Origin of the sequence: Staphylococcus sp. EG-SA-17 (genome assembly GCF_017151845.1) — a bacterium.
Lineage (GTDB): Bacteria > Bacillota > Bacilli > Staphylococcales > Staphylococcaceae > Staphylococcus > Staphylococcus aureus.
Genome location: NZ_JACVZO010000065.1, coordinates 1 through 1,555, shown reverse-complemented (window position 1 = coordinate 1,555; position 1,555 = coordinate 1). Strand labels below are relative to the sequence as shown.

The 1,555-nt window shown below is 32.9% G+C and carries 3 protein-coding genes; 2 read left to right on the top strand and 1 reads right to left on the bottom strand.

The features are described 5' to 3' along the window. Both IDG65_RS14045 and IDG65_RS14040 read left to right on the top strand, forming a co-directional pair. A partial coding sequence (locus tag IDG65_RS14045) for a GMP synthase (glutamine-hydrolyzing) (RefSeq protein ID WP_481906127.1) occupies positions 1 to 558 on the top strand: 558 nt, incomplete at its 5' end. A gap of 510 nt (positions 559 to 1,068) precedes the next feature. After that, positions 1,069 to 1,467 carry a CAAX protease gene (locus IDG65_RS14040; protein WP_052999837.1) on the top strand — a complete coding sequence of 133 codons (399 nt, stop codon included), beginning with the start codon at positions 1,069 to 1,071 and terminating at the stop codon, positions 1,465 to 1,467. On the opposite strand, the gene IDG65_RS14035 is transcribed toward IDG65_RS14040, so the two are convergent. After that, the coding region (locus IDG65_RS14035; protein WP_078103001.1) for an IS3 family transposase at positions 1,447 to 1,555 on the bottom strand (109 nt) is incomplete at its 5' end. The two genes, IDG65_RS14040 and IDG65_RS14035, sit on opposite strands and share 21 nt — an antisense overlap.

The following is a 1,555-nucleotide window of genomic DNA, read 5'->3' as shown; positions in this document are numbered from 1 at the left end:
TATACAGACGTCATCGAATCAGGTACTAAGACAGCACAAACAATCAAATCACACCACAATGTTGGTGGATTACCAGAAGACATGGAATTCGAATTAATCGAACCAATCAATACATTGTTTAAAGATGAAGTACGTAAATTAGGTATTGAACTAGGTATTCCAGAACATTTAGTGTGGAGACAACCATTCCCAGGACCTGGTCTTGGTATTCGTGTACTTGGAGAAATTACTGAAGATAAACTAGAAATCGTTAGAGAATCAGACGCGATTTTACGCCAAGTGATTAGAGAAGAAGGTCTTGAAAGAGAAATTTGGCAATACTTCACAGTGTTACCAAACATTCAATCAGTAGGTGTTATGGGAGACTACCGTACGTATGATCACACAGTAGGTATTCGTGCAGTAACATCTATCGACGGCATGACAAGTGATTTTGCACGCATCGATTGGGAAGTCTTACAAAAGATTTCAAGTCGTATCGTAAACGAAGTAGACCACGTCAACCGCGTAGTCTATGACATTACATCAAAACCACCAAGCACAATTGAGTGGGAATAATTATATATAGCAAATGATAGGCTGGAGTTACCGTAATTACGCGGTTTCCAGCCTTTTTGGTGTGCTTGGCATGGGCAACATCATGTGATGAAATGATGGGAGCCATCTCTTTCTTATATTTTGAGACGGAGATGATGAGAAGTTAGACAAAAATGTAGAAGAAGTATTTAACGCCAATCCTAGTCATACAATGATTGTAGATGATATCCGTTAGAGGAGTGAGAGCAAATTTATTTGTTACTAAGAGACAAGAGTTTTAAATAAATATCTTTTGTACTACGTAAAAGAAAGTGGTCGTTATCATAGAATATTTGGCGATAAGGTAAATCCGATTATGTTAGAACCTATATTTATTGATGATTTAGTGAGGTTTGAGAAGACAAGAATGATTGAATTACAATTGACAATTGACACCCCTTAGATTAATATTAATTTATTAGAAGTCAACTAACGCCTCTTAGCAATGCAAAACACAGTTGGCCTTTTTTTGTAATAGGAGAATTTATAGTTATGGATAAATCACTTGAAATTAACTTAAAAGAATTAGAAAGCATAATGTATAAAGAAAAAGTAATCGATGTTAAAGAGTATGATAATTTAAAAGTAACTTTTGAGACACTAAACGATGCTCCTAAAAGTGAAATACCCACTCCCTTTACAATAGAACAAATGTTATATAAATTAGAAACTAAAAATTTATATTTTCCTGAAATTAAGTCAAAAGAAAAATGTGTGGAGCTTTTACATAGTGTTGGCTATTATAATTTGAAGCATTTTATGTATAATGAATTTGGTAAAGATGAGCCGAAAAATTTTGATGAAGTATATATACTTTATAAATTTGATAGATATTTATTGAAACAATTATTTTGGTATGTCAACATTTTTTTAGACAGTTTTCATGTGTAGATTTTTAAATGCCACTGGCGTCAAATACTGTAATGAAGAATGTGGTCTAAAATTGTTGTACCAATTTACATAATCAAATAATTCTGTT

Bases quoted from the DNA above. Each gene is read 5' to 3' on its own strand.
- IDG65_RS14040 (WP_052999837.1), top strand. From the start codon at position 1,069: ATGGATAAATCACTTGAAATTAACTTAAAAGAATTAGAAAGCATAATG.